1 pseudogene is annotated in these 259 nt (G+C 55.2%); it reads left to right on the plus strand.

From position 1 onward, the window contains the following. A pseudogene (locus SB658_RS25130) lies at positions 1-259 on the plus strand (multidrug transporter MatE); the annotation flags it as partial.

The raw sequence follows: 259 nt of genomic DNA on the forward strand, positions 1-259 counted from the left end.
CGTGCTTATTTCGTTATTTGTGCTGGTCGCAAGCGATGTTGTGGTGTTCGTTTATCTGTATACGCAGTTTATTTTGGCGCGGAGGGCGCTTTCCGGCCATCAGCACATTCATCTTCGCGGGAAAGACGTGCGGAAACGCCTCCTGGCCGTATCCATCCCGACAACGGGACTTCGTATATTTCATGCGGTGACAAACGCAATTGAACCCTTCTTGGTTAAAGGAGCGCTGCTGGCGTCCGGGGCAGCCGGGACCGCCGCG

The sequence above is a fragment of the Bacillus sp. SIMBA_008 genome (assembly GCF_046535495.1).
In the GTDB taxonomy this organism is placed as follows: Bacteria; Bacillota; Bacilli; order Bacillales; family Bacillaceae; genus Bacillus; species Bacillus subtilis.